This window comes from Paenarthrobacter nitroguajacolicus (assembly GCF_029952445.1).
GTDB lineage: Bacteria > Actinomycetota > Actinomycetes > Actinomycetales > Micrococcaceae > Arthrobacter > Arthrobacter nitroguajacolicus_B.
In genome coordinates, this window is sequence record NZ_JAQPPK010000002.1 from 12805 (window position 1) to 33585 (window position 20781).

19 protein-coding genes are annotated in these 20781 nt (G+C 63.2%); 12 read left to right on the forward strand and 7 right to left on the reverse strand.

All coding sequences use genetic code 11. The features are described 5' to 3' along the window. Positions 1-70: 70 nt before the first annotated feature. Positions 71-1531: an amidase gene (locus PJL15_RS01465; RefSeq protein ID WP_281449438.1), complete on the forward strand. Its 1461-nt coding sequence runs from the start codon at positions 71-73 to the stop codon at positions 1529-1531. Here the strand turns inward: PJL15_RS01465 and PJL15_RS01470 are convergent. Both PJL15_RS01470 and PJL15_RS01475 read right to left on the reverse strand, forming a co-directional pair. Further along, positions 1512-2468 (reverse strand): Lrp/AsnC family transcriptional regulator, encoded by a 957-nt coding sequence (locus PJL15_RS01470; protein ID WP_281449439.1) that lies wholly within the window; start codon positions 2466-2468, stop codon positions 1512-1514. The two genes, PJL15_RS01465 and PJL15_RS01470, sit on opposite strands and share 20 nt — an antisense overlap. 78 nt (positions 2469-2546) lie before the next feature. Further along, positions 2547-4211: an alkaline phosphatase D family protein gene (locus PJL15_RS01475; RefSeq protein WP_281449440.1), complete on the reverse strand. Its 1665-nt coding sequence runs from the start codon at positions 4209-4211 to the stop codon at positions 2547-2549. Between the two features lie 404 nt (positions 4212-4615). Between PJL15_RS01475 and PJL15_RS01480 the strand changes: the two genes are divergently transcribed. Genes PJL15_RS01480 through PJL15_RS01490 form a run of 3 tightly spaced genes read left to right on the forward strand, consistent with a single transcriptional unit; the run spans position 4616 to position 7555 of the window. Continuing rightward, complete coding sequence (locus PJL15_RS01480) at positions 4616-5764, forward strand: glutathione-independent formaldehyde dehydrogenase (RefSeq protein WP_281449441.1); 1149 nt, start codon at positions 4616-4618, stop codon at positions 5762-5764. A 48-nt stretch (positions 5765-5812) separates the two neighbouring features. Beyond that, positions 5813-6961 (forward strand): zinc-dependent alcohol dehydrogenase, encoded by a 1149-nt coding sequence (locus PJL15_RS01485; protein ID WP_281449442.1) that lies wholly within the window; start codon positions 5813-5815, stop codon positions 6959-6961. A gap of 12 nt (positions 6962-6973) precedes the next feature. Beyond that, the gene (locus tag PJL15_RS01490) at positions 6974-7555 is read left to right on the forward strand and encodes a hypothetical protein (RefSeq protein ID WP_281449443.1); all 582 of its coding nucleotides are present in this window, start codon (positions 6974-6976) and stop codon (positions 7553-7555) included. 78 nt (positions 7556-7633) lie between these two features. Here PJL15_RS01490 and PJL15_RS01495 read toward each other — a convergent pair whose 3' ends face one another. Next, on the reverse strand, positions 7634-8275 hold the full coding sequence (locus PJL15_RS01495) for a DUF1345 domain-containing protein (protein ID WP_281449444.1): 642 nt from the start codon (positions 8273-8275) through the stop codon (positions 7634-7636). A gap of 20 nt (positions 8276-8295) precedes the next feature. Further along, positions 8296-9354, reverse strand: a complete 1059-nt coding sequence (locus PJL15_RS01500; protein WP_281449445.1) for a LacI family DNA-binding transcriptional regulator — start codon at positions 9352-9354, stop codon at positions 8296-8298. Between the two features lie 324 nt (positions 9355-9678). Between PJL15_RS01500 and PJL15_RS01505 the strand changes: the two genes are divergently transcribed. The 8 genes from PJL15_RS01505 (at position 9679) to PJL15_RS01540 (ending at position 18574) form a co-directional block, all read left to right on the forward strand. Then, positions 9679-10839 (forward strand): substrate-binding domain-containing protein, encoded by a 1161-nt coding sequence (locus PJL15_RS01505; RefSeq protein ID WP_281449446.1) that lies wholly within the window; start codon positions 9679-9681, stop codon positions 10837-10839. Positions 10840-10894: 55 nt separating this feature from the next. Further along, positions 10895-12403 (forward strand): sugar ABC transporter ATP-binding protein, encoded by a 1509-nt coding sequence (locus PJL15_RS01510; protein WP_281449447.1) that lies wholly within the window; start codon positions 10895-10897, stop codon positions 12401-12403. A gap of 3 nt (positions 12404-12406) precedes the next feature. Then, complete coding sequence (locus PJL15_RS01515; protein ID WP_189019066.1) at positions 12407-13393, forward strand: ABC transporter permease; 987 nt, start codon at positions 12407-12409, stop codon at positions 13391-13393. 6 nt (positions 13394-13399) lie between these two features. Continuing rightward, the gene (locus PJL15_RS01520) at positions 13400-14551 is read left to right on the forward strand and encodes a Gfo/Idh/MocA family protein (RefSeq protein WP_281449448.1); all 1152 of its coding nucleotides are present in this window, start codon (positions 13400-13402) and stop codon (positions 14549-14551) included. Further along, positions 14548-15363, forward strand: coding sequence for a sugar phosphate isomerase/epimerase family protein (locus PJL15_RS01525; RefSeq protein ID WP_281449449.1), 816 nt, complete (start codon positions 14548-14550; stop codon positions 15361-15363). Before PJL15_RS01520 ends, PJL15_RS01525 begins: the two co-directional genes overlap by 4 nt. Positions 15364-15391: 28 nt before the next feature. Beyond that, positions 15392-16564, forward strand: a complete 1173-nt coding sequence (locus PJL15_RS01530) for a Gfo/Idh/MocA family protein (RefSeq protein ID WP_281449450.1) — start codon at positions 15392-15394, stop codon at positions 16562-16564. 67 nt (positions 16565-16631) lie between these two features. Continuing rightward, complete coding sequence (locus PJL15_RS01535; RefSeq protein ID WP_281449451.1) at positions 16632-16955, forward strand: putative quinol monooxygenase; 324 nt, start codon at positions 16632-16634, stop codon at positions 16953-16955. Between the two features lie 8 nt (positions 16956-16963). Then, positions 16964-18574 (forward strand): sensor histidine kinase, encoded by a 1611-nt coding sequence (locus PJL15_RS01540; protein ID WP_281449452.1) that lies wholly within the window; start codon positions 16964-16966, stop codon positions 18572-18574. A 114-nt stretch (positions 18575-18688) separates the two neighbouring features. Here the strand turns inward: PJL15_RS01540 and PJL15_RS01545 are convergent, their stop codons facing one another. The 3 genes from PJL15_RS01545 to PJL15_RS01555 all read right to left on the reverse strand — a co-directional run bounded on the left by PJL15_RS01545 (position 18689) and on the right by PJL15_RS01555 (position 20773). Next, complete coding sequence (locus tag PJL15_RS01545; RefSeq protein ID WP_281449453.1) at positions 18689-19528, reverse strand: aldo/keto reductase; 840 nt, start codon at positions 19526-19528, stop codon at positions 18689-18691. Positions 19529-19658: 130 nt separating this feature from the next. Then, entirely contained in the window at positions 19659-20099 is a 441-nt protein-coding gene (locus PJL15_RS01550; protein ID WP_189019073.1) for a hypothetical protein, read from the reverse strand. Positions 20100-20107: 8 nt separating this feature from the next. After that, positions 20108-20773 carry a bacterial proteasome activator family protein gene (locus tag PJL15_RS01555; RefSeq protein ID WP_281449454.1) on the reverse strand — a complete coding sequence of 222 codons (666 nt, stop codon included), beginning with the start codon at positions 20771-20773 and terminating at the stop codon, positions 20108-20110. Positions 20774-20781: the final 8 nt, after the last annotated feature.

Below are 20781 nucleotides of genomic sequence, written 5' to 3' on the forward strand. Positions count from 1 at the left end.
CTCGGCGCTTCCGTCGGGGGAATGTGACGCGGCACACTTTCAGGCAGCGAACATCCAGCAAAGGAGCACCATGCCCGGGACCATTGGCGAGCTATCCGCCGTCGAACTCACCACCGCAATCCGCAAGAAGGAAATTTCGGCGCGCGAAGCCCTTGCCGATCATCTTGATCGGGTCGCTGAGGTCAATCCCGTGATCAACGCCGTGGTGACCCTGGACCCTGAAGGCGCGCAGGAGTTGGCGCATCAGGCCGACGAACTGACTGCGTCCGGGGCCGAACTGCCGCTGCTGCACGGACTGCCCATGACGCACAAGGACACCAACAACACCGCGGGGATGCGCACCACCCAGGGCTCGCTCGCCTTGCGCGAGTTTGTACCCGACGCCGACGACCTCATCATTGCGCGGCTCAAGGCAGCCGGCGTCGTCAGTACGGGCAAGTCCAATGTGCCCGAGTTCGGCGCAGGATCACACACCTTCAACGACCTCTTCGGAACAACCACCAATCCGTACGCGCCAGCGTTGAGCGCCGGTGGCAGCAGCGGCGGGGTGGCCGCCGTCGTCGCTTCCCGCGTCCAAAGCATCGGCGACGGCAGCGACATGGGCGGCTCGCTCCGCATCCCGGCTTCCTTTTGCAATGTGGTGGGTTTCAGGCCGTCGACGGCGGTGATCCCCATGCCGTCCGACGTCAACGCTTACGCGTGGCTGGGACGGACCGGGCCGATGGCCCGCAGCGTGGAGGACATTGCCCTGTTCATGTCCGTCACCGCAGGAAGTGACCCGCGCGTCCCACACCCTGCAGGGCTTGATCCGGCGGTTTTCCGCTCGTCCCTGGAAACGGACATGCGTGGCGTGCGAATCGGCTGGTCACCCGATTTTGGCATCGGAGTGCCGGTGGAACGCGGCATCCTGGAGCACCTGGAACGGCAGCTGGCAGTGTTTGAGGGCCTGGGGGCCATCGTGGAGGAAGCCACTCCTGATTTCAGCGAAGCCGACCTCGTTTTCGGGAACACGCGGGCCATGGACTTCGCGGCGGGCCTGGGCCCGATCCTGGAAAGGGCAGGGGACGTGATCAAGCCCGAGGTGCACTGGAACGTGAACAAGGGGCTCGCCCTCACCGCGCGCGACCTGATCGAAACCACAGCTGCCCGCACACGGTTGGAAGCAGGGGTGCAGTCATTCTTCGGCCGCTACGACCTTTTCGCGAGCCCCTGCGCACAAGTACTGCCCTTCGACGCAACCCTGCGTTATCCGCAGTCAGTGGCAGGAGTTGCCTCCGAAACGTACCTCGACTGGATGCGTTCAGCCTGCGTCCTGTCCGCCACCGGTCTCCCCGTCCTGAGTGTGCCCGCCGGGTTCAGCGCTGCAGGGCTGCCGATCGGACTCCAGCTGGCAAGCAACCACTACACCGACATGCAGCTTCTGCGCTGGGGGCGCGCCTTCGAGCAGCAAACGGGGTACGCCGCCGTCGCGCCCGTTGTTGAAGCCGGCGCCGCAGCCGGCGCGCCATTCCTTACGACTGTGCCCGCATGAACCGTCCGCCGCGCTTGCGGGCGTCCAACAGGATGGAAACGTCAACACCGGAGGCATACTGCGCCCAGTCCGAGCCCGTAATGAACCGGTAGAGGGCGGACATATCCTCCACAGTGACATCGGCCATGATCTGGTAATCGCCTGCAATGGCGGCCGCATAGCGGACCGTGGGAAGTTCCGCCAGGCTCTTGCCCAGCTGTTCAACGTGGTGCGGCGAGGCGCGGATCCAGAGGAGGGCCTCGACGTTCAACCCGAAAGCCGCCGGCTCAACGATTGCCCGCAAGTGGACCTGGTTATTGGCCAGCAGCCACTCGCTGCGCCGCCGGGCTGTGGCTTCTGAAACACCAATCCGGCGCCCCAGGGCTTCGAAGCTCATCCGGCCATCGGCGCACAGGGCCTCAATGAGTTCGTTGTCCTGCCGGCTCAGGTCCTGCCGCGGCACCAGGATGCCCGAGTCGGGAGTCAGGGCCGATCGGAGGGCCTCTGCCTTGTCGGCTGTGAGGATCTCCGGGCGCCAGCCCCGGATCGTCCGGAAATATCGGAGGACGGGGTAGCTGGTGGCATCTCGCAAACCAATCGTGGAGGGCAATTCGTCGGACAAGACAGTGGCCAGGCGGGACGAATCGGTGAGAATCTCGGAGACGCAGTCGCCTGTGCCCGTGGTGGTGTAAACAAACGTGGTGTCTGCCCGTTGCGACAAGGCCTGCGCGGCCGCACGCACCGTTCCCGGCATGCATCGCATCTGCACGAGCACCACGGCGGGTTTTGGACGAATCCCGACGACGGCGACCGCGCCGGACTCCAGCAACTGCGCACCGCGGCGCGCTACAGTGCGCTCGGCTTCGCCGAGGACAGCCGCCATCTTCCGCCAGGGGCACCGGGGATCCAGCTGCAGGGCAGCAACGATCTGCCGCTCCAATGCGTCGAACACCACCATGCCAACTCCGTCCGTTTGCGTCGCTCAATTTCACCATGGACTGCGGCATCGATGCGGAGCGGCGGAGCGCGGCGACGGTCAGCGTTCGGGGCTGAGCACCCTCGAGAACACCGCAGCTCCATTGGCGTTCCGCAGGCTCACCGTGAACGAATCATCCGAACCGAGTTCCACATGCCCGAAGAACTGGTTCTCCCCGTCGCGCGGAGACTCACCCGGGAACCGGCCTGCCTTGGAAAACACAACGTCCGGGCCAAAGGTCCCGTCCATGTCGTTCGGGCCGAAGGAGCCCGCGTTGATGGGCCCCGCAACAAACTCCCAGAACGGCTGGAAGTCCTTGAAGGAGGCCCGCTCCGGAGAATAGTGGTGGGCGGCGCAGTAGTGGACGTCGGCCGTAAGCCACACCGTGGTTTTCACTCCATACTTCTTGAAGGCGCTCAAGACCCCGGCGATCTCCAGTTCCCGGCCCAGCGGCGCACCAGCGTCCCGGTTGGACAGGCTCTCCTGGTTCACGGGACCGTCAGGCACCACGATGCCCAAAGGCAGGTCCGCGGCGATGACCTTCCAGGTGGCCTTGGACTGCCGGACTTCCTTGATCAGCCAATCCACCTGCTCCTGGCCCAGGATGTTGGTGGTGTAGGGCTCCTTGCCGTTGGTGTTCGGCGACTTGTAGGTCCGCATGTCCAAGCAGAAGATGTCCAGTTGCGGGCCGCGCGGAATCTTGCGGTAGATACGCGCGGGCTGGTACTGGCCGGCGTCGTAGGTTCCGGGGCGCCACAGCGCCGCTGAGTCCGCGATCGGCATGTTTTCCTGCCACGCCTGCCGCCCGCGCGCGGCGAGGACGTTGACGTTGCGTTCGGTGTAGCGTGTGTCGTCCAGGACCTGGCCCGGGTACCAGTTGTTGTGGGTCTCGTGGTCGTCCCACTGCGCGATGACTGGCACGTCGGCGAACAAGGACCGCATGTTGGCATCGAGGGAGTTGTAGCGGTGCCGGCCGCGGAATTCCTTCAGGGTCTCGGCTACTTTGGACACTTCCTCGGTGACGATGTTGCGCCACACCTGGCCGTCCTTCTCGGTAACGGATTCCGCGATGGGGCCGTCGGCGTAGATGGTGTCTCCCGAGTGGATGAAGAAGTCCGGGTGTACGTCGTGCATGGCCTTGTAGCCGCGCATGCCGCCGATCTCCTCGTTGATGCCCCAGCCCTGGCCTGCGGTGTCGCCGGTCCAGACGAAGGACTGGGAGGACGACGCCGGCCTGCCGCCTCCGCGGCCGCCGGATGTGCCGCCGTCGTTGGCGTCCTTGTTTCCGGGCGCCGTGCTGAAAGTGCCTTGCGCGGCTTCTCCCGTGCCGTTCTCATCCTCGAAGTTCAGCTCCAGCCTGAACCTGGTGCCCGGGGGCAGTCCCTTGGCGTGGATTTTCGCGGTGAAGTCACTGGCTTCTGTGGCCAGGGGCCCACGGATGGTCCGGCTGAACCCGTACCGCCCGCGCAGGAGCTCCCCGGCGTCGTCGATGGCGTTGAGGGTGGCGGTGAGACGGCCGGGTCCTGAGGCGCGCGACCACAGGACGCCCGAATCCATAGTGACATCCCCGGTGGCAATGCCCGTGGGGAGGGTGAGTCGCTTGCGGACCAGCGGGATGGCTGCGGGTGCTGCGCCCGCAGGGGTGGCGGCCCCTATGGTGAGGCCGGCCAGCGAAAGGCCGGCGAGGGAGGACTTGACGAGGGTGCGGCGGGAGAAGTCGGTCATGGCATCCACCCTTTCCGGCCGTCATGAACGGAAGGTGAGGGTGGGGTAAAGGTTCTTGCGGGTTGCTTCTCGACGAAGCATGGCTGGAGTTACGGCAACCTTTCCGGTTACCCCTCGACATGCATGATAAGTATGCTTAGCATGGGTCGTGCAGCACCGCTTTTGCAGACAGACCGGCAGTGCGTTCCCGGACAACCTGCGGCTGAAAGCCTCCGGCCCTCCAAGCTTTCGGGCTGACTCATACGGGCCACAATCCTGAATTCCCTATTTCCTCGCTGATTCACCCTCTCGTATTTATGCGACCACCAGCGCCACCACCTTAGGTCCGTGGCGTGGGGCATTCTGCGCCCTGGCAGCCACCACGACTTGGTCGAATCGGCATGGGCAGAAGAAAAGAGCGGAACATGAAGGCAGTAGTTTACAAAGGACCGAACGATGTCAGCGTCGAGGAAATCCCCGATGCCAAGATCGAACACCCGGCCGACGTACTGGTAAGAATCACCTCAGCGAACATTTGCGGTTCGGACCTCCACATGTACGAGGGCCGGACGAGCTTCGAACCCGGGCGCTCCTTCGGACACGAGAACCTCGGGGAGGTGGTGGAGGTCGGCCCCGCGGTGAGCAAAGTCAAAGTGGGCGAGCGCGTGGTCCTGCCCTTCAACATCGCCTGCGGCTTCTGCAAGAACTGCGAACGCGGCTTCACCAACTACTGCCTGACCATGCAACCCGAGCCGAAGCTGGCGGGCGCCGCCTACGGCTTCGCGGACATGGGCCCGTACCAGGGCGGCCAAGCCGAGTACCTCAGGGTTCCATATGGCGACTTCAACTGCCTGCGGCTGGGTGAGGACGCCGTCGAGAAGGAGCTCGACTACGTCATGCTGGCGGACATCTTCCCGACTGGTTGGCACGCCACCGAGATGGCCGGCGTGTACCCCGGCGACTCCGTGGTCATCTACGGTGGTGGACCGGTGGGACTCATGGCCGCCTACTCCGCCATCATCAAGGGTGCCGGCAAAGTGATGGTGGTGGACCGCCACCAGGACCGCCTGAAGCTGGCCGAACAGATCGGCGCCATTGCCGTGAATGATGCGGAAGTGGATCCCGTGGAATTCGTCAAGGACCAAACCATGGGATTTGGCGCAGACCGAGGCTGCGAATGCGTTGGTTACCAGGCCCACGATCCCGAAGGCAACGAACATCCAAACCAAACCCTGAACCGGCTGGTGGACTCGGTCCGCTTCGTGGGTGGCATCGGCGTGGTGGGCGTCTTCCTGCCGCAGGATCCGGGTTCCCCCGACGAACTCGAAAAGCAGGGCCAGATCGCTTTTGACTACGGAAACTACTGGTTCAAAGGCCAGACCATGGGCTCCGGCCAGTGTCCGGTCAAGAAGTACAACCGCGCTCTCCGCGACCTCGTTGCCGGCGGAAAGGCCAGCCCCTCCTTTATCGTCAGCCACGAGCTGTCCCTCGACGATGCTCCTACGGGCTACAAGAACTTCGACAGCCGCGAAGACGGCTGGACCAAGGTCGTCCTGCACCCGGCCGGAGCCTGAGAGGGAGCTTCCCATGAGACGACCAACCAGAAACAGGACGAGGCACTGATGAAGGCAATGGTTTACCGCGGCCCCTACAAAGTCAGGGTCGAAGAGAAGGACATTCCGAAAATCGAGCATCCGAACGATGCGATCGTCAAGGTCAGTGCGGGCGCCATTTGCGGCTCCGATCTGCACCTGTATCACGGCATGATGCCGGACACCCGGGTCGGCATGACCTTCGGCCACGAGTTCGTGGGCACGGTCCACGAGGTGGGCTCTTCCGTGCAGAACGTCTCGGTGGGCGACCGCGTCATGGTGCCGTTCAACGTGTACTGCGGCTCATGCTACTTCTGCTCCCGCGGCCTCTACTCGAATTGCCACAACGTGAATCCGAACGCGACGGCGGTGGGCGGCATTTACGGCTACTCTCACACCTGCGGCGGTTACGACGGCGGCCAGGCAGAATTCGTGCGGGTTCCGTTCGCGGACGTGGGGCCTTCAAAGATCCCCGACTGGCTGGAGGAAGAGGATGCGGTGTTGCTCACCGACGCCCTGCCGACCGGCTACTTCGGCGCCCAGCTTGGGGACATCGTAGAAGGTGACACGGTGGTGGTGTTCGGTGCGGGCCCTGTGGGGCTGTTTGCCGCAAAGTCGTCCTGGCTGATGGGTGCCGGTCGCGTGATCGTGATTGACCACCTGGAATACAGGCTGGAGAAGGCACGCAGCTTCGCCCACGCCGAGACGTACAACTTTGCCGAGTACGGCGACATTGTGGTCCACCTCAAGAAGGAGACCGACTTCCTGGGTGCCGACGTCGTTATTGACGCCGTCGGGGCCGAAGCTGACGGAAACTTCCTGCAGCACGTCACCAGCAGCAAGTTCAAGCTGCAGGGCGGCTCGCCCATCGCACTGAACTGGGCGATCGACTCGGTGCGGAAGGGTGGGACCGTGTCCGTGGTGGGCGCCTACGGCCCGATCTTCAGCGCCGTGAAGTTCGGCGACGCCATGAACAAGGGCCTGACTTTGCGCATGAACCAATGCCCGGTCAAGCGACAATGGCCAAGGCTCTTCGAGCACATCCGGAACGGGTACCTGAAACCAAGTGACATCGTCACCCACCGGATTCCGCTTGAACACATCGCCGAGGGCTACCACATGTTCTCCGCCAAACTGGACAACATCATCAAGCCGCTGGTTATCACCGGGCAGTCCTGAAGGGAGCACACCTTGACTGAAACAGCCACGCCATACGTCGCCGAAAAGACTGCCAAGAGGGAGTCTTCGGAGGCCTTGCGGGCCCGGATTCCGGGGTGGGGCGCCGACCTCGACCCCGCCGACCGGCCCTCCTACCCCCGCGAACAACCCGGCATCGAAACCGGCGCACACTGGGACTTCCCGGAGCGCCAGCCAGAGAAGTGGCCCAGGGAACGGTCGGTGGAACACGCGTTCCTGCCTCCCGTCTTTGGAACCTCCACTCCTCCTGCCGGGATCTCGGGCGCCATCCGGAAGTACGCCTACAAGTACAGTGAGGGCCGGGCTGCCCATTGGCTGCTGCTCGTAGCAGCAGACAGAGTGGACGCCTGGGAACACCACCTTCGCTCGTTCGCCACGCTGCGGCCGGACAACCCTATTACCGAGACGGGCGTGCTCAGCGAGTTCTCCCGTGGAGGTGTCCGTTCCCGGGTGGGACAAAAGCGCGCCGACCTCAGCCACCAGTGGATGGATCCGATCATCGTCGGTGCCCCGTGGGCGCTGGCGGCGGGCGGACTCGCCGTCGTCGTCCTCCGCGGGCTGCGGAAGCGCAGGTGAGCCTGACGACTCCCCCGCGCTGACCGGCGGAAGACTGCACGGGCCACCAGCAACTCACTTGCTGGTGGCCCTTGCACGTCACCCTTGGCTGAGATTGGTGATCGCGTTGAGGGAAACGGCGATCAGGACTGTTCCAAAGAAATACGACAAGAGGGCGTGAAGAAGGGCTTTACGGCGGATCTCGGTGCTTCCCGTCTCGACTTCAGGCGGGGCGTAGGTCATACCCACCGTAAAGGCGAAGTACGCGAAGTCGCTGTAAGCCGGTTGCCTGCCGTCCTTGTCGTCAAAGCCGCCACCGTCACGGTCGACGTAGTACATTCGGGCGTATTTCAAGGCATAGACCGTGTTGACCAGGGCCCAGGCGACTATGGTGCCGAGCACCCCCACTACGACCAGAGCGACTGACACCGGATCATCGTCCCGGTTTCCCGACTGGATCAACGCAACTCCCACGGCGGCGATGCTTGCCAGGCACGCTGTGATGATCGCGTTGTCGGTCAACCGTGAGGTTGATTCTTCGCGTGCAATGCGTTCAGTCCCGGGCGGGTCCTGCTGCCAACAGATCCGCCATGCCCAGGCCAGGGCTATGATGCCGGCCGTGCACCAGGCAACCAAGGGCGCAAGGGCGGGTGCCAGGGCGAGCCCGGCTGCTGTGCCGGCCAGGACCCCGAATCCCACGCAGACGAGGGCACGGCGGGCTGAGAGGATCCGACCGTTCATGACTGCTCCTCGGGTGGGTCCTACGAGGCTACGCGTCTGGAGCTGTTGCGCACAACAAGTGTGGGTGCGATTGGAGTGCGGTCAACTTCCCTGCCCTCCATGGCACCCAGGAGCACCTCCATGCTCATCAGGGCCAGGGCAGTGAAGTCCTGGCGCACGGTGGTCAGCGGAGGCAGGAAATAGTCCGAACCTTCAATGTCGTCGAAGCCGACGACACTGACGTCCTCCGGCACCCGGATCCCGTTTTCGGTGAACGCGCGGATGAGTCCAAGGGCCGTATGGTCACTCGCCGCGAAAACCGCTTGGGGAACCCTGTCCTCCCGGACAAGGTCAAGGCCGGTTTCGTAGGCCCAGCGGGGACTCCAATCTCCCTCCAGGCAAAGACCCTGCGGAAGGCCAGCGCCACGCAACGCAGCTTCCCAGCCGCTCTTGCGCACGCGCCCGTCGAACCAATCCATGGAGCCGGCCAGATGGGCGATGTCAGTATGTCCCAGGTCTATGAGGTGCTGGGTGGCCAGCCGGGCCCCAAGCTCCTGGTCTTCCGAATAGGTGAAGACGTTCGGAGTTGATGATGCTCCGGCTGCGATCATCTCGACCGGTACCCGGCAGGAGGCATTCCAGACCGCAGAAGCCATATCGACCAAGGGTGCAACGACGATGATTCCCCCGACGCCAGTGTCATCCAAGGTGTCCAGGGCTGCCTGCACGGATTCCCCGTAGGGCTGCTCGACACTGATGACGGTGGTGGCGTAGCCCTTCTTCCGCGCGACGGTTTCAAGGGCCATGAGCGTCCCGACCGGGCCAAACCGCGGGGAGCCGTCTGAGAGCAGTCCAATGGACGTCGACCGGTTGGTGACCAGCGCCGTTGCCGCGCGGTTCCTGCGGTACCCGATGTCCTTGATGGCCTGCAGGACGCGTTCGCGAGTGGCCGCGCTGACGTCGGGAGCATTGTTCAGGACCCGCGAGACGGTGCCAAAAGACACACCGGCGATCTCCGCGACGTCGTTGATGGTCGGCTTCCGCCGCAACGTGGCTCCTGCTTGCCCGTTGGCTCCATGTGGACCCGTTATGCCTGACACGCTCTCTCCTGTCCCCGCACCGTCCAACCGGGCCGATGCGTACCAATACTACGTGCGTACGCCCTCTCCGGTTACCCAGAAACCGGGCGGAAGTGATGTTTGACACCTCTACCGTAAACGTTTACGATCGGTTCCGTAAACGTTCACGGAACTCCCGTAAGCGATTACGGTCCGGGTTCACCAAGGATGAAGCGGACCGCTCCCCGCAGGCTCTTCGGCGTCCACCATCGACGGTTCCGCCGGGAAGGGTCCGCACTTGCACCGGTTCCAGGCGCGCTCGTTCCCGCCCCCACCACCACATCCCCTCATAAGCACTGGAGAACAATGATGATCCGCAGGCTTCCCCTCGTGGCTTTGGCCGCTGTCCTGTCACTTTCCGTAGCCTCGTGCAGCAGCTCGGCGGCGAGCACGTCGAACGCACCCGATGCCGGCGTGTCCGAAAAGGCCCAGCAGGCCCTCGACAAGATCAAGGGCCAGGTCCTGAGCAAGGGCCCCAACGGCGAATCCCCCTCCCCGGCATCCGTGTCAGACCTGACGCCGGAGGAGATCGAGAAGATCAAGGCACTCAACGCCAAGGCCGCAATCGTGATGCACTACGGCGGCAACGACTGGGCAACGGCCCAGGTTAACGGCCTCAAGAGTGAATTCGAAAAGCTCGGCATCAAGGTCATCGCTACAACGGACGCGAATTTCAAGCCGGACAAGCAGGTTTCGGATATCGAGACCGTCATGACGCAGGACCCGGATGTCATCGTCTCCATCCCCACGGACCCTGTAGCCACCGCCTCCGCGTACAAAAAGGCTGCGGCTGCCGGCACAAAGCTCGTCTTCATGGACAACGTCCCCCAGGGCCTGACTCCCGGCACGGACTACGTTTCAGTTGTTTCGGCTGACAACTACGGCAACGGCGTGGTCTCCGCGCACCAGATGGCCAAAGCCCTGGGCGGCAAGGGAAAGATCGGCCTCGTGTTCCACCAAGCCGACTTCTTCGTGACCAAGCAGCGCCACGAAGGCTTCAAGGACACTATCGCCAAGGAATACCCCGACATCCAGATCGTCGAAGAAAAGGGCATCGCGGGCCCGGACTTCGCTGGAGACGCACAGGCTGCTGCCAACGCGATGATCAGCAAGTACCCCGACCTGGCCGGCATCTGGGCCGTGTGGGACGTCCCGGCTGAAGGCGTCATGGCGGCGGCCCGCGCGGCCGGCCGGCAGGACCTGAAAATCGCCACGGAGGACCTCGGCAAGAACGTGGCCATCGCCTTGGCCAAGGACGAACTCGTCGTCGGCCTCGGCGCCCAGGTTCCGTTCGACCAGGGTGTCACCGAAGCCCGGCTCGCGGCAGGAGCACTTATTGGCAAGCAGGCACCTCCGTACGTGGCGCTGAGCGCCCTCCCTGTTGACCACTCGAACGTCCTTGATGCCTGGAAGCAGGTCTACCACGAGGACGCTCCCAAGGACATCCAGGACTCCTACAAGAAGTAGCCAGATCCTACGGTGCGGGGGCCCAGGCCCCCGCACCGCGCCGAAAGGGCGGGAAATGAACACCGCAGACAATGTCGTCGAGATGCGCTCGATATCCAAGGCCTTCAACGGCGTGCCCGTTCTGAAGGATGTCGGCTTCGATGTCCGCAAGGGCGAGGTCCACGCACTGGCCGGGGGCAACGGGGCCGGCAAGTCCACCCTCATGAAGATCCTCCAGGGCGTCTACCAAACGGATGCCGGAGAAATCCTCATTGGCGGCAAACCGGCCGCCATCAACTCGATCCAGGACGCGAAGTCCGCCGGAATCGGGATGGTCTTCCAGGAATTCAGCCTCGTACCCAGCCTTAGCGTTGCCCAGAACATCTTCCTTGGCGCAGAGCCGCTCGGCCGGGGCGGCCTCATCGATGACCGCGCCGCGGTGCGACGGGCCAAGGAAGTCTTCGCCGAGATGGAGGTCGACGTCGACGCCGGCGCCCAGGTCTCGCGGCTTGGCACCGCCTATTGGCAGCTGACCGAGATCGCCAAAGCCCTCGCGCAGAACGCACAAGTGCTGATCATGGATGAGCCCACGGCAAGTTTGGCCCGGCACGAGTCCGAGGCGCTCTTCGAATTGATAGACCGCTTGAAGCAGCGCGGAATCTCCATCATCTACATCTCCCACCGCATGGATGAGGTGTACAGGTTGGCGGACCGGATCACCATCCTGCGCGATGGAAGGCACCTCTTCACCGAGCCGTTGACGGAGGTCACTCCCGAACAAATCGTCGAAGGAATCGTGGGCAAGAAGGTCGAGGGCCAACTTTCCTATCGGGCGCGGAACGATGTGGCCACCGACGTCGAGCCACTGTTGGAAGTGCGCGGGCTGAACGCGGGCCAACGGGTCCGGGACGTTTCCTTCGCACTGCGGCCCGGCGAAATCCTCGGCCTGGCCGGGCTCATGGGCAGCGGGCGGACAGAACTCGCGCGGGCACTTTTCGGCATCGACAAACTGGACAGCGGGCAGGTCCTCATCCGGGGCAGGAAAGTCACCCTGGCATCTCCGCAGCAGGCCATCAACGCCGGTATTGCCCTTGTCCCGGAGGATCGCAGGGCCCAAGGCCTCGTCCTGGAACACTCGGTCCAGGACAACCTGCTGCTGCCGCTCCTGAAGCAAATTCAGCGTGGCCCCCTTCTTGATGGCGCCAAGGGCAACGAGTTGTCCGCGTCGCTGATCAAGAGGTTCGCAGTCAAGGTCGCCCACCCCCACCGGCCCGTGCGGCTGCTCTCGGGCGGCAACCAACAAAAGGTGGTCATCGCCAAGTGGCTGGGCACCGACCCCGACATCCTGATCCTCGATGAGCCCACCGCCGGCGTCGACATTGGCACCAAGAGCGAAATCCTGGACATGATCCGCGAACTGGCAAGCGATGGCAAAGCCATCATCGTCATCTCCTCCGAGTATCCCGAACTACTCGCGGTCAGCGACCGCGTCCTCGTCCTCAAGGACGGCTCCATCATCCGCGACATCCCCCGCAGCGACATCGCTGACGAGGAATATCTACAACTTGCAGTCCAGGGAGTCTGAACAGTGAGCAAGACAAACACCATCGCGCCACGGGACACCGGGGCACCCCGCAACGTCGGCACCATCCTGAAGGACCTCGACTGGCGACGCTACGTCATTTACATCGGCTTCGTCGTCGTCTTCCTGATCTTCGCGGTCCTGCTGCGCGACCAGGGATTCCTGTCGCCGAACAACCTGCTGAACATCTTCCGGCAGACGGCCACCATCACCGTCATCGCAGTGGGCATGACCTACGTCATTGCCTGCGCCGAGATCGACCTGAGCGTGGGATCCGTCGCCGGCCTCTCCAGCGTTTGCACCGCTATGGCCCTGTCCCAATGGGGCCTGGTCCCGGGCATACTTGCCGGCCTGGCCGTGGGCCTCGTGGTCGGATCGGTCAACGGCGCACTGGTCAGCCTCCTGGGCATCCCTTCCTTCCTCGTGACACTCGGCATGCTCGGCATTGCCGTGGGCGTCGCGCAGTGGATCACCGCTTCAGCGCCCCAGCCCATCCTGAACGACACCTTCAACACGGTGTTCGGATCCGGGAACTTCGGCCCCATTCCCGGCCTTGTGGTGTGGAGCGGCATCTTCGTAGCCATCGGCGCCGTCGTGCTGAACCGGACCAAATTCGGCCGGCAGGTCCTGGCAACGGGTGGCAACCGCAACGCCTCCGAATTCACTGGCATCAACACCAAACGCATCAAGTTCCAGGTGCTGCTGATCTCCGGCATGGTTGCCAGCGTTGCCGGAATGCTCTACGCGGGCCGCCTCCAGTCCGGACGGTTCCAGTGGGGCGCCGGTGACGAACTTTCCGCCATCGCTGCGGTCATCCTGGGTGGGACCAGCCTCTTCGGCGGTTTCGGCTCCATCATCGGAACCCTTTTCGGCGCCCTTTTGATCGGCCTGATCAACAACGGACTGATCCTTGCAGGCCTCGACAGCAGCCAGCAGCAAGTAGTGCGTGGAGCCATCATCATCCTTGCAGTCGCCCTCGCCCGGAAGAAGTGACGGTCCATGGCCTCCACACCACGTGCCGGGATTATCGGCACAGGATTCATGGGCACAGTCCACTCCCATGCTGTCCGGGCCGCAGGAAGCACGGTCAGTGCAGTAGCCGGGAGTAGTTCGGCCAGTGCCGAGGCCGCTGTGGCCCGATTGGGTGCACAGGCCGCGGTCGGCTCCCCCGAAGCCCTGATCGCCCGCGACGACGTGGACGTCGTCCACATCTGCACCCCAAACGCCACCCATGCGGACCTTGCACGCTTGGCCATCGCCGCCGGCAAGGCCGTTATCTGCGAGAAACCCCTGGCCACCACCCTTGAGGACGCCAAGGAACTGACGGACATTGCAGAACAGGCAAATGTGGTCACCGCTGTGCCCTTCGTCTACAGGTTCTATCCGGCAGTCCGGGAGGCCCGCGAGCGCATCCACAACGGGGAGGCAGGCCGCCTCTGGCTGCTGCACGGATCCTATCTGCAAGACTGGCTGGCAGGTGCAGCGGCAACAAACTGGCGGGTCGACTCCAGGCTCGGAGGAGCGTCCAGGGCCTTCGGTGACATCGGAGTGCACTGGTGCGACCTGATGGAGTTCACCACGGGACACCGCATCTCCAGGATCATGGCCAGTACCAGCCGAGCCCATGAACAACGCGAAAACCTTGGCCAGTTGTCCCCGGTATCAACTGAGGACGGGGCAACACTGCTCTTCGAAACCGACAAGGGGGCCACCGGTTCGTTGGTTGTGAGCCAAGTCAGTCCAGGAAGAAAAAACCGCCTCTGGTTCTCTTTCGATGGAACTGCGGCATCGTTCAGCTTCAACCAGGAAACACCGGACACCCTGCACATCGGACGCGTGGATTCCACTTCGCACATTCCTGTGGGGCCGGAGACCCTTTCCACCCCGGGCGGCCGGCACTATGCCAAGCTCCCGGCGGGTCACCCGCAGGGGTACCAGGACAGCTTCAACGCTTTCGTCGCTGACACCTATGCAGCTGTCCAAGGACACGAACCCGAGGGCCTGCCCACCTTCCGGGATGGTCTCCGGGCAGCACTCCTCACGGACGCGGTGGTTACCTCCGCGGCACGACAGTCATGGGTGGACGTTCCCACCGGCAACCTCTTCGATTTTCCCAGCTCTTCTCCGGCAGTTGAAAGGCAAATGCAATGAAACTCGGTTACTGTTCCATCACCTGGGGCGGGGTCGTCGGACACCCGCAAGGCGTGACCAGCGTCAAGGATCTTTTCTACATGACCCACGGATCCATGCGCGGCGCCGTGCGTGACATCGCCGCCGTCGGCTATGAGGGCGTGGAGATGTTCGACGGAAACCTGGCCGAATATGCCGACAAGCCGGAGGAACTCAAAGAGATCCTCAGCAGCAACGGAGTCGTGCTGACGAGTGTCTACACGGGGGCCAACTTCATCTATGCCGACATCCTTCCCGACGAGATGCACCGAATCCACAAGGCCGCAGAACTGGCTGCGAACTTCGGAGCTGAACGGCTGGTGGTTGGCGGCGGCGCGCGCCGGGCTGCCGGAACCACCGAACAGGACTATCACCTGCTGGGCCACGCGCTGGACCGCGTAGCGGACATCGCGGAGAGCTTCGGCCTGTCCGCGAGCTACCACCCGCACCTCAGCACCATCGTGGAGAGCCCGGACGAACTGGAAAAGCTCATGCCGCTGACCAGGATCGGGTTCTGCCCCGACACGGCGCACCTTGCGGCAGGCGGGGCGGACCCGGCCGCGGTTATCCGCAAGTACTCCGACAGAATCCAGCATGTCCACCTCAAGGACTTCCAACAAGACCCGTTCAACTTCCTCCCCCTGGGCGAAGGTGAGCTCGATTTCCCGGACATCATCGCTGCGATCCGGGAAAGCGGCTACGACAGCTGGCTCATGGTCGAACTCGACAACTACGACGGCGACCCCGCCGACGCAGCAAAAATCAGCAAGAAATACCTCGAGACACTCCTCTAAGCAATCCTTACGGAAGGACCTGATCCACATGCAAAACCTCAACGTTGGCCTCATCGGTGGAGGCTTCATGGGCAAGGCCCACTCCTTGGCCTATGCCGCCATGCCCATGTTCTTCTGGCCTGCCCCGGCACTGCCGGTCCGCAAAGTCATCGCCGAGGCGAACCCCGAGCTGGCTGCAGAAGCCGCCAGGCGCTTCGGTTTCGAAAACTCGACGTCGGACTGGCGGTCCATCATCGACGATCCCGACATCCACGTCGTCGACATCGCGACGCCGAACCACCTGCACGCCGAAATCGCCATTGCAGCCGCCGAAGCAGGCAAGCACATCATCTGCGAGAAGCCTCTCGCCCGCACCGGCGAAGAGTCCAAGGCCATGTACGACGCCGTTAAGGACAAGGACCTCGTGCACATGGTGGCCTTCAACTACCGGCGCACCCCCGCAGTGGCACTGGCCAAGAAATACATCGAAGAAGGCGCAATCGGCCAAATCCTCAACTTCCGGGGAACCTATCTCCAGGATTGGAGCGCCGACCCGAACTCTCCGCTGTCATGGCGCTTCCAGAAGTCAATCGCAGGTTCCGGCGCCTTGGGCGATATCGCGACACATGTCATCGACATGGCCCGCTACCTCGTGGGAGAGTTCAGCGCTGTCAACGCCGTATTGTCGACGTGGATCCCCGAACGACCGCTCCAAACCGGCGGGGCCGACGCACTTGGCACTGTACGCGGTGGTGAAGGCCCGCGCGGCCAGGTCGATGTCGATGACGAAGTGATGACCATGATCCGGTTCGCCAACGGAGCCGTTGGATCCGTAGAGGCGACACGTAACGCGCACGGCAGGAACAACTACATCACGTTCGAAATCCACGGTACTGAAGGCAGCATCGTCTTCAACTACGAGCGACGTGACGAGTTGCAGGTCTGCTTTGCTTCAGACCAGGCGGACCGTCGCGGGTTCCGTACCGTCTACACCGGCCCGGCCCACCCCTACGGAGAAGGTCTTTGGCCCATTCCTGCCCTGGGCATCGGGTATGGAGAGACAAAGATCATCGAAGCGTACGACTTCTTCAAAGCCATCGCCGAAGGCGGAAGCGTAAACCCCAACTTCGCAGACGGCTATCAAGTAGCCCTCATCGACGACGCAATCGTCGAATCTGCGGCAAAAGAATCGTGGGTGGAGGTCCCGCAGATCAACGCCTGATCAGTTGTGGGAGGGACGGGCACGATCCGTCCCTCCCTCCTTCCCGACCATTGCAAAGGAACCCAAGATGTCCACTCCCCTGCCACCTGGCAATGAGACCGCGGAAGTGTGGCTCATGCCGGTTTTCACCGCCAAGGCGGGGCACGAAACCGAGCTCCGGAACGCCCTCCGCTCCCTTCAAACCCTCAGTCGACAGGACTGTGGATGCCTGGAGTACACCGTTTACGCGGATGTGCAGCGGCCCGGCACATTCGTCATGCTCGAAGGCTGGACCTGTCATGAGGACCTCGAAGCCCACAACCAGCAACAGCACGTCAAGGACTTCGTGGAGGCAGTTAGGCCGCTGCTGGAAAAGCCCTTCTCCGTGACCACACTGGCCCCGCTCGATTGATGGAGAGCGTGAAGGCTGCTGACGAACCTGTTTTCCTGCCCTTGGAAGACTCTTTCTGCCGAATCGGGATACGCAAGGCAGTTCTTTTATGCCAGCTGCCTTTGACAGTCATGATGGGCCTTATCGTCTTCCTCGCCGTCCTTTTCAGACCCGCGGACAGTTGGGACCCGGGAGTCTTCCTTGTCCCGTTAGTGCAGCTGCTGATCCCTGCGCTGTGTCTCGTTGCGCCGTGGCGCCGTCTTCCTGCCTGGAGTTTTGTCCTGGTCCCCGTCGCCGAGTGTCTGGCTGTGGGACTGTTGCGGGAGACCGGCGGCCCCCTCCTGAGCGTGGTGGGACTGCTGATGGCATTCCCGGTCATTTGGTTGTCCGTAAGCGTCAGTCGCATCCGCCTGGCTTTGGCAATCATGGCGCCTGCGGTCGCCACCATCGCATCGCCACTCGTCCTGGGCCACGCGGTCGAACGGATCGAACTGATCCGAATGATCGTTTTCCCCACCATCATGGCCGGCTTGGCATTGACGGGGCACGCCGTAGCACATGGGCTCATCAAGCACCGTGAGAGGCTGCGCAGCAACGAACGTGAACTGGAGCTCCTCCACCAGGCCACCGCAGACCACGCCCAACTCATGAATACCGTTCTTGAAACGGTCAACGTCGGAGTCTGGGCCATGGACAGCAACGGCGGAGACATCCTGACCAACCGTCGTCTGCGGTCGGATCGCTTGTGGACCCAGGAGAGAACAAGCGAAAGGAACCCGTTCGTCCTGGATCCCGGGGAGGCCGCAGAACCGGGCCCTGCCGAGCTGGCTGCCCGGGGCGCGACCTTCACCAACACGCTGGTCCGAGTAGGAGCGGATGATCCCCAGCAGCGCACCTTTTCCGCCGCAGCCAGGCCCCTCCACGAGGAGACCGGACAGCTGAAGGGCTCGGTCCTTGCTTTCACCGATGTCACCGCTTTGGTGAAGGCGCAGACGGTCCGCGACAAATTCGTTGCCACGATCTCCCACGAGCTCCGCACCCCGCTGACGAGCATTTTGGGCTACCTGGAGATCCTCGGCGAGCGTCCCGACCCTCGACACATCAGCGTCATCGAACGGAACGCTGAACGCCTGCTCACTCTCATTAACGATCTTCTGCTGGTGGCCTCCGAGGACCTGGAACTCCGACGTCGGCCTACCAACGTCGCATCCTTGCTCGAAGAGTCCGTCAAGTCCGCGAAATCCGAGGCGGCCGCCAGGGGCATCACCATCACCATGGAGATCGAGGGAGCAACTGCCGCCGACGTCGATCCTCATCAGTTCGGCAAAGCCATCGACGAGATTCTTTCCAATGCCATCAAGTTCTCCCCCGAGGGCCGAAGCGTGGGGGCAGATCTTCGTGACACTGAGGGCGGGATTGAGTTGACCGTCTCCGACCAAGGAGTCGGCATGACAGAACAAGAACAGGACGAGGCCTTCACCACGTTTTTCCGGGCCAACCATGCGATGGAGACAGCAATACCGGGAGCAGGCCTTGGGTTGCCCCTGAGCAAGGCCATCATCGAAGCGCACGGCGGAACCATCCGGCTGGAAAGCAAGCCACAGTCCGGAACGACCGTGACCATCACCATCCCGCGCTAAGGCCTCCGGCGGTTTGCGGTCGCCGCCCTCCAAACCCGCCACCCGCCGTCGAACGTTAACCACAGGTGCCCCGCACCCATGACGGGAGCGGGGCACCTGCTTAATGCGTGGGGCTCAGGCGAAGTCGGAGACTGCCGGGTCCGGGCCGATGCGGCCTTCGGCGCCGCGGTCCAGGCTGTTGATGGCCTCGACGTCGGTAGCGTCCAGCGTGACGTTCAAGGCGGCGAAGTTCTCCTGGATGCGGGACTCCGTGACCGACTTGGGGATCACAACGTTGCCGATGGCCAGGTGCCAGGCGATGACAACCTGGGCAGGCGTGGCGCTGTGCTTGGCGGCGATCTCGGCGATCGTTGCGCTCTCCAGCAGCTCGCCACCTTGGCCCAGCGGGGACCATGCCTGGGTGAGGATACCCTTGGAGGCATTGAACTCGCGCAGTTCTGCCTGGTTGAAGAAGGGGTGCAGTTCAACCTGGTTGATGGCCGGGACAACACCGGTTTCGTCGATGATGTGCTGCAGGCCTTCCTTGGTGAAGTTGGAGACACCGATCGACTTAACCCGGCCGCGCTTCTTCAGCTCGATGAGGGCCTTCCAAGTATCGACGTACTTTTCCTGCTTGGGCTGCTGCCAGTGGATCAGGTAAAGGTCCAGGGTTTCCAGACCGAGGCGGTCAAGCGACTTCTCAAAGGCCTCGAGCGTGGACTCGTAGCCCTGGTCAGCGTTCCACAGCTTGGTGGTGATGAAGATTTCCTCTGCGGAAAGGCCCGAGGAGGCGATGGCACGGCCCACGCCGGCCTCGTTACCGTAGATCTTGGCAGTATCGATGTGGCGGAACCCGGCGTCGAAAGCCTGGCGCACCACCTTTTCGGCTACATCGTCCTCAACCTGCCATACCCCGTAGCCGAGCTGGGGGATGGTGTTGCCGTCGTTGAAAGTAAGTTCTGGTGACGAAGTCATGTTTTTATCCTGCCAGCCCGATGCGGCAGATCGGACCCTTTATGACGAAGATCAGCTATCCGCTTAACTTATTGCATGCAGGGAATAACGGCGCACGCGGGTAGTTGCGAACGCCTCGCATTTTGCAGGCTTACGGATTCAACTGGCGCTCAGCGTCGGCTACCTGCTCGAAAACAGACTCCGCCCGACGCCGGACAGACAGCGCTCCAACGGGAACCGGGCCAACCGCCAACCGCAACATGGCCGCAGCTTCGGCGGTGGTCGCCAGCGAGTTTCCTGCCTTGGAAAGCGCACGGTGCACGCCCGCCAGTGCCCCCGGCACGTCAAGCCCATCGCTGGGCGAGCGCTTTTGTGCCTCTACGCAGATACTCCGGACCCTGGGTGACAGCTCCGCCAGTTCGTTGGCGATCTGGACGAGCTCGTTGTACAACTGCTCATCGTCCACACCCTCGAGGACCTGGTGGTACCGGTCCAGCCCGCGATGAAAGCGGTCGTGGGCGCGGCGCCACAGACCCTTGCCGAGCTCAAGATCGTCCTTCCGCCCTTGCCGGACGGCCCCAAAGAAGCCCACTTGCAAACTCAGAGGTACTGGCCCGGGCCATGGTCGGGATCTTCGGGGCGGCCATTAGCGGCGGCGCCAGGCGCGCCCGGTGCTGCGGCCCGCTGCGGTTGCCCGTTTTCGCCGATCACGATGCCCGGAGCGATGACCGTTCCGGGCGGAAGCTGACGGAGCTGCATCTGGGCGGCAGCGTGTTCCTTGGCAGCCTGTTGCGCGGCAATGGCGGCTTGGATCCCGTGGAACAGACCTTCCAGCCATCCAACCAGCTGTGCTTGCGCGATGCGAAGCTCAGCATCCGACGGCGCCTTGTCCTCGGGAAATGGCAGGCTGATGCGTTCCAGCTCTTCGATGAGTTCCGGCGCCAACCCGTCTTCGAGTTCCTTGATGGACCGCTCGTGGATTTCCGCAAGGCGTCCGCGGGCAGCGTCATCCAGAGGGGCAGCCTTAACCTCTTCCAGAAGCTGCCGGATCATGGTGCCAATCCGCATTACCTTGGCCGGTTCGTCCACCAGTTCCTGGAGGCTGCCGCCTTTGGGCTTGCCGTCCTTCCCGGCCTCCGCTGGCAAGGATTGCCGCCCATCCGACGCGGCGTCGGGGGCGGCACTATCGCCGTCCAGTGTGGTTCCTTCCACGGGGGTGTCGTCCGAAGCCTCATCCGTGGGCTGAATGTCGTTCAGATCGCTCATTCGTTCAT